This window comes from Microcystis sp. LE19-84.1B (assembly GCF_027531875.1).
GTDB classification, from domain to species: Bacteria; Cyanobacteriota; Cyanobacteriia; order Cyanobacteriales; family Microcystaceae; genus Microcystis; species Microcystis panniformis.
This window is the reverse complement of record NZ_JAPZSR010000290.1, coordinates 1-6,149: the sequence shown is the minus strand read 5'-3', so window position 1 is coordinate 6,149 and position 6,149 is coordinate 1. Positions and strand designations below refer to the sequence as shown.

The following is a 6,149-nucleotide window of genomic DNA, read 5'->3' as shown; positions in this document are numbered from 1 at the left end:
CCGGAAGCGGTCAGAATGATTGCTTCTCTTGGGGGTTTTTTAGGTAGAAAAGGCGACGGTGAACCCGGTGTTAAAACTATTTGGTTGGGACTGCGAAGGTAACATGATATCAGCCAGACTTGGAAACTATCTCATCAAATTAGTCCCCCCACAGAACCCCCTTGAGCCATATTGCACACTTTTCTCTTTTTGTCAAATTTTATGTTAAGAAAGATGTGACTAATGGATAGCTTATTAAGGGGGGGTTGGGGGGGCCACACCCTGCCCCCACGAAAAACTTTTTCAGCAGACCCTATTTACCCCTCAAATGGAATTGCTACAGTCTTATCAAGCTACAATACGCTTAACCATAGGGGAGGAAAAGCGCAGGATTCTCCCATTTGTATCGCTTTTCCTCCTTAAAGATTTCAATTGTACGCTCGATCGCTGGTTAAATACAAGGCGTTTAAATAATAGACCTCCTGCATGATTAAAAAGTCAGTCAATTCTAGGGGAGAAATCAGCCTATTCCCTGACTTCCCCCAGAATTCTGAGGGACAAAGCTCTAATCCTTAAAATCCTAACGTTTTAAAGGATAAATACCCGGTGGCAACCAAAATCCTTCTGTGTAGCCTTCTTTCTCCTGCATATAAACATGATCAAAGAAATGGAGGTTTTCAGCATGAAGGTCTTTGATTTGCCATTTAGGCCCGTTTATTCCAGTTTCTGCTGGCTCATTCTCTTGACCTGGGTTGGGAAATTGAGTCCGTTTTGCCCCATCTTTGGTGATGTAATAGATATGACCAGACCCGTTCTCCGTTCCTTGGTACTTCCAGCGTGGCGCTCTTGCTCCAATTGCCCCACGAGGTGCTAGGTAATCTTTTTTCAAAAAGTAGAGAAACCCGAGACGACGCAGTTTTTTCTCAACGCCTGTAACTTGAACACAATCATCTTCAAAAGTATTATTGAAGAGATTTTTCACTTTGTCAAATTTAAGCTCCTTAGCTATATATTTCATCACACAGGAGACAGAATAAGCACAAGAAGCCTCCTTAATATCAGTACGCCCCGGGTGTAAATTCAATTCATGTTTACCTTCAGCAGCCGCCGTCATGAAAGTATCGGCTGATTGTAGTATTGGAAGTATTCCTTGTTCAAATAACCGGCATCCTTCGGCATCACTTAACTTGTGGTCTGTCGGCAGAGACTGGGTGTGTTCAAGTTTTTTGTAAGCATCTAAAACTAAACCCTCATAAATAGTTTTAGTATAATCCATGAGGGGTGAAGGGTCTGCTACATGAATCAGAATGCTGGTTTCTCCTTTATTTTGATTGGTTTGAGTGTGAGCGATGGCGGTAATTTTGCGATCACCAATATTGGTAAATCCTGAATAAGTAATCGACCAAGAACCGTCTGCTTTAACCTGATTATTACCTAGGGAATATTTGTCATCTGCTTTTAGTTCTACAGTGACTATTCCAGGATCTACTTTGCCTGTAAAAGTAACAGGTTTTAGACGTTCAAAGCGAGCATGATTGGTAGGATTGATAATTTGTAGGGAAGTCATGGTATTTCTCCTATGGGATTGTTGAAAAATTTACTGTTAGACGAATTGATCGCCCAATGAAGGATTAAAGGCGATCGCTTCCAGATCGGTACGATAGATACCAACTTTATGAATTTCCTCTGGTAATCTTGGCCAGATGTGGACTTCACTCTCAAAAGTGCGCCAAAGTTGGGGAGTAATTCGGAAGACTCGGTTATTAACAAAAGGAAGTCCAGTAAAATGTTCTTGCATTCTGACATTAACGTGCCGATTTAAGACCTCAAAGACTTTTTTGACCGTAGCAGGATTATCATATCCGTCGTAATGCTTGAAAGTTATTCCTGTTTGATTTTGTAGCTGATTACAGAAGCTTTTAGGTTCTTCGGATCGTTGAACTTCTTTATAGCCATTAGCAAAAACATCATGAGCAATTGCCTCCAGGTAAAGTTGTCTTTGAGCGGCGGGATTTTTAGCGTAGAAAAGAATTTTTGCCACCGCCAAAGTTGAGCCAACACAATTGCCAAATGTTCCCCAACTACCGAAGGCCAATAAATCATCATAAGGTAACACAGAAGTGACATTCCAAGCCCCATTAAAAAGTCGGGCATCAATGATGACTAATTTAGCGCGTTGCTCGGAAGAATAGTTCTTATATTGAGCCAGAAATTGCTCATCTAACTTCGCTTGTTCCCTGTCGTCTTTCTGATAATCATCAATACTACCATTTTGACGACGAGTTAGGATAGCGACCTCGAAATCCCAGTCAGTTTCTGATTCCTCTAAACCAACTGCTTGTAATTTTTCGGTCACAAGTTCTCGCGGTGGTCGTCTCCCGTCGTACCACATTTCAGTCTCCTTATTAGAGATGCGGACACGCACTTTAGTTTTAGGAAGAGTTTGAGCGATTCCCATTGCTACTAATTCATCTGCTCCCCAAGTAATTGGCTGTTTGAGAGCCGAGAGATTATACTTATCCAGAAGATTGTCTAATCTCGTTTGCATTGTTTCTCGCACATCTTTGGATGAATGTTTTTGAGAATCTCCCATCGCACAAACGACAGCTGAGATTTTTCGATTTATCGACTGTAATAGACGGATAGATTGTTCAAGTCTCCACAACTCTTTGTCGTGTCTTTCTTTTGCCCAATCTGGATAAGGAGTTGGGTCTGGTTTAGGAGGACCGACACCAACAAAAGATTGGACAATAACCGCTTTTTCAAATTGAGAAATAGTGGGGAGATAATCTTCGGGATATTGTACCAATCGTTCTGCAATAATGAACGCTGTATCCTTGACCCGAAGCAGTGTAATCAGTTGTCTAACTAAAGAATCTGTTTGTCTTCTTGGACTAAGAACGTAAACAGGACAAATTCTTTCTGAACGGTTGTCTTGTCCATTAGGGGGAATCCCCACTCCTTCTAAATCTTGTTCTGTTGGTCGGTGATACACCTTAAATTGAGACAGCTTAATGTCTTGCAATATCTTGGCTACAGGGTCATTACTTTTAATTTCGACATGGGGAATATAAGCGAACCATTTCGCTATCTCATTAACAGGGGTTGTTAATTCTAATTCCCAGTGATTATTAGCGGCAGATTGATAGCTATTAATCTCAAGTTCACCTCCAGCTATCAAGGAAAATTTTTGAGTAGGATCAGTAATCTGACTGCCATCTAGGGTAGATTGTTTGATAACAGTATTGACTAGAGCTTTCAGTTTTTGGGTAGTCATCATTGATTCTCCTTTTTTTCAATATCAGAGGATTATCTAAGTCTCAAAACTAGCAAAATTTGAGGACATAACCCTAATTAGGGACAGTAAATTGCATAAACTTGGCAGGTATTGCACACTGATTTCCAGAATCCCCACTATTGCCATCAATCAAAATATAGGCTGTTCCATCAACGATCGCTAATCCTTCTGATGACTGGGGTAATTCTCGAAGGATTTCAGGTTTAAGAATCGTATTGGGTTTGAGATCCTCAGCCGATAGTTTCCAAAAAACGAAATTATCTTGACCATCTTTCGGCCCGCCAGCAATTCCCCAAATCTGGTTATTATCAAAGGTAATTTCTCTGATTCCCCGTCCCCCTAAATCTAGAAGTGTTGCACCATCGAATTGATAGTTATCCAGATTAGCCATTGATAGTAAAACAGCATAATTCTTAGCGTCTAATGTGACAACGGGAGAACGTAAGCCAATCCAAATCTTGAATTTTTCGAGGGATAAAGGCTCAGGAATGGCTACTGCTCCTTCCGCATTAAAAGCATTGGCTTGTTCACACGCCACTTTATCTCCTAATGATTGATTAGCCTTGGTTTCCGCCTCATCAATAGCACGACTCACGGCACTGATAATCTTGTTAGAATTCACATCTAGACCTTGAAAGAGAACTTTAGAATCGATTTGAGGACTTTGGATCAGTTCACCAATAATTTTTAATTGATTTCCCGACAATTGAGCCTGTACAAACCGTTGTCTATTTGCTTTGATCTCACATTTATTGTTACGACTGTGAGAACCGAAGAGAAGAACTTTATTATCATCTAATTTTGCGATCGCTTCAATGTCACTTATTTTTTTCTCTAAGGCTAACTGACTTTGACGAGTTGAGTCTAATTGCTTAGAACTCACAGAATAGAGAAAGAGAGCGTCTTTTTGTTCATTATCTGCTACTAAAAGGCAATTTCCTTCTGATTCTGGACAGGTTACTTTTACGACAGCAGATGGTTCACAGACAGGATATTTTCCCAGTGTTGATACATTGTCAGCCTTAATATGAGCCATCGGGAAAAGCCAACCGAGAAGAAGAGCCAAACTAAGTGCTGATAATAGCTTGAAAAGGTGGGTAATTTTCATAGAAACAGTCCTTAAATTATGAAACACTCGATCGGGGGAAGCTTAATTCAGGAAAATAGTAATAACTCCCCCATATTTATGTTGACAATTTTAGGTCAATGCGGTGTAAATTTCCTCCGATATTTCGGTATCTTTATAGTATTCAAAGTTAATTTCTTGGACTGTTTCTGTCATGGTGAATAGAACATCTTCAATCTCACGAATCAAGGTTTCTAAATTCGTTTTTTGGATTAATTCCTCAGCAATAACATGACCGAGAAGTGCCATCACTTTAATCGTCACAGGTAAGACATATTCATAGGTATCTTTGAATCCCGTCATTAATTCCTGATCAAATCGTTCTTCGTCCCAGTGGGAATATGCTGTTCCTGGACCATAATCGGTTTCAACAAACATATATTGTAGTTCGGGAATCTTCTTGATTGTTTCGGGTTTAAAAGCACCCGTATTTTGATAAAACAAATTCATCCATTGATCCCAACCAAATCCTAATGTATGTCCAATTTCGTGAATAATTGTGCCAGCAATACCATAATTAGTAAACGTTCCAAGATACTTAGTATTAAACTCAATCTTGCCATAGACGGTATTGCCTTGTTGATAAGGTTTATAGGCTCTAGCAATCACAGAACCAGGACTATAAAATGTTCCTAGTCGGATCACAATATTAGACTGAGGAATGACAAAACGATTCCAAAAGTTACAGGCTAATTTAGCGGTTGCTTTCAGCTTCCCATTGTCATCGTTTAAGATTTGGTAAGTAATCACCGTGCTTCGGTTAATATTTGGGCGAATGATATTGACATGAGGACTATAAGCAAACCAGATGACTGAACCATTGACAGGGGAAGATAAAAGCAATTTCCAATGATTATGATCCACCCTGTCATACTGTTGAATCTCAAGTTTCGATCCAGCTAATAAAGTAAATTTTTGTCTTGGATCGGTTATCTGTGTACTATCAATGGGGTATTTTTTAATGACAGTATTTACCAATGCTTCGATAGCTTGAGTCGTCATAAACTTTTCTTCTCCATTGCCAATAAAATCATTTGAGCGCACAATAGTATAAGGTTTATCGGGATAAAAATTGTGGTCTTTATCCATCTCTCCCCGCACATAAGGAGCAAGGGGTGCAACAGCTTCTATGTCACGATGAAAGGTCAGAGTTTCTAATTCAACCCATCCACAATTGCTATTTACTCCTTCAGGTTTAGAGATAGCTGTACCAAGAATTTCAGATACGGGAAAAAAAGGTTTTTCTCCACCGATTATTCCTTTGATATAAGCTCCTTTAGGGATGCGTGCTACCATGTCTCCATGAAGGCTTAAATCATCGAGTTCTAGCCATCCAGGGATGCCTTGGTTGGGATTGAGTTCTTCAGGGATTGATATCATAATTAAGTCCTCAAATAAGTGAACATAATTATTAAAACTAGGAGGGGATTAGATTGATTTTGCCCTACCTAACAAAAAGTTTAAGTTTCTTTGAATTCTGCGTATTCGTCAAAGACAAAATGAACATCTTGATCGCCTTGACTTTTATCTGGCCATTTCAGCCAATAGTGTCGTTCTTCACGGCGAAAATCTAATACAGGATATTCTCCCAAATCGATATCTATCGGTTCTTCGGTTTGTCTTATGCAATGGACGGGGTTATAAGGAATGAAACCTTTATAGAGACAGACATTGCCGCAATTTTTGTCAATTGTTTGCGATCTGAAGCGAACTAATCAATTAAATCTTTTGCCAGATAAGGATTGA

The 6,149-nt window shown here is 39.6% G+C and carries 4 protein-coding genes and 1 pseudogene; 1 reads left to right on the top strand and 4 read right to left on the bottom strand.

The window, feature by feature from the left end; translation table 11 throughout:
• Positions 1–165 (top strand): annotated as a pseudogene (locus tag O9324_RS16600) (IS4 family transposase); the annotation flags it as partial.
• Positions 166–559: 394 nt separating this feature from the next.
• Here O9324_RS16600 and O9324_RS16595 read toward each other — a convergent pair.
• The 4 genes from O9324_RS16595 to O9324_RS16580 form a co-directional block, all read right to left on the bottom strand.
• Complete coding sequence (locus tag O9324_RS16595) at positions 560–1,546, bottom strand: Ig-like domain-containing protein (RefSeq protein ID WP_288140757.1); 987 nt, start codon at positions 1,544–1,546, stop codon at positions 560–562.
• A 36-nt stretch (positions 1,547–1,582) separates the two neighbouring features.
• A complete protein-coding gene (locus O9324_RS16590) occupies positions 1,583–3,256 on the bottom strand; it encodes a DUF4127 family protein (RefSeq protein ID WP_288140756.1) in 1,674 nt (557 codons plus the stop codon).
• Positions 3,257–3,329: 73 nt separating this feature from the next.
• Complete coding sequence (locus tag O9324_RS16585) at positions 3,330–4,385, bottom strand: DUF3616 domain-containing protein (protein ID WP_002753633.1); 1,056 nt, start codon at positions 4,383–4,385, stop codon at positions 3,330–3,332.
• Positions 4,386–4,475: 90 nt separating this feature from the next.
• Positions 4,476–5,783, bottom strand: a complete 1,308-nt coding sequence (locus O9324_RS16580; RefSeq protein WP_287629026.1) for a leishmanolysin-related zinc metalloendopeptidase — start codon at positions 5,781–5,783, stop codon at positions 4,476–4,478.
• Positions 5,784–6,149: the final 366 nt, after the last annotated feature.

Bases quoted from the DNA above. Each gene is read 5' to 3' on its own strand.
- O9324_RS16590 (WP_288140756.1), bottom strand. From the start codon at position 3,256: ATGACTACCCAAAAACTGAAAGCTCTAGTCAATACTGTTATCAAACAA.
- O9324_RS16580 (WP_287629026.1), bottom strand. From the start codon at position 5,783: ATGATATCAATCCCTGAAGAACTCAATCCCAACCAAGGCATCCCTGGA.
- O9324_RS16585 (WP_002753633.1), bottom strand. From the start codon at position 4,385: ATGAAAATTACCCACCTTTTCAAGCTATTATCAGCACTTAGTTTGGCT.
- O9324_RS16595 (WP_288140757.1), bottom strand. From the start codon at position 1,546: ATGACTTCCCTACAAATTATCAATCCTACCAATCATGCTCGCTTTGAA.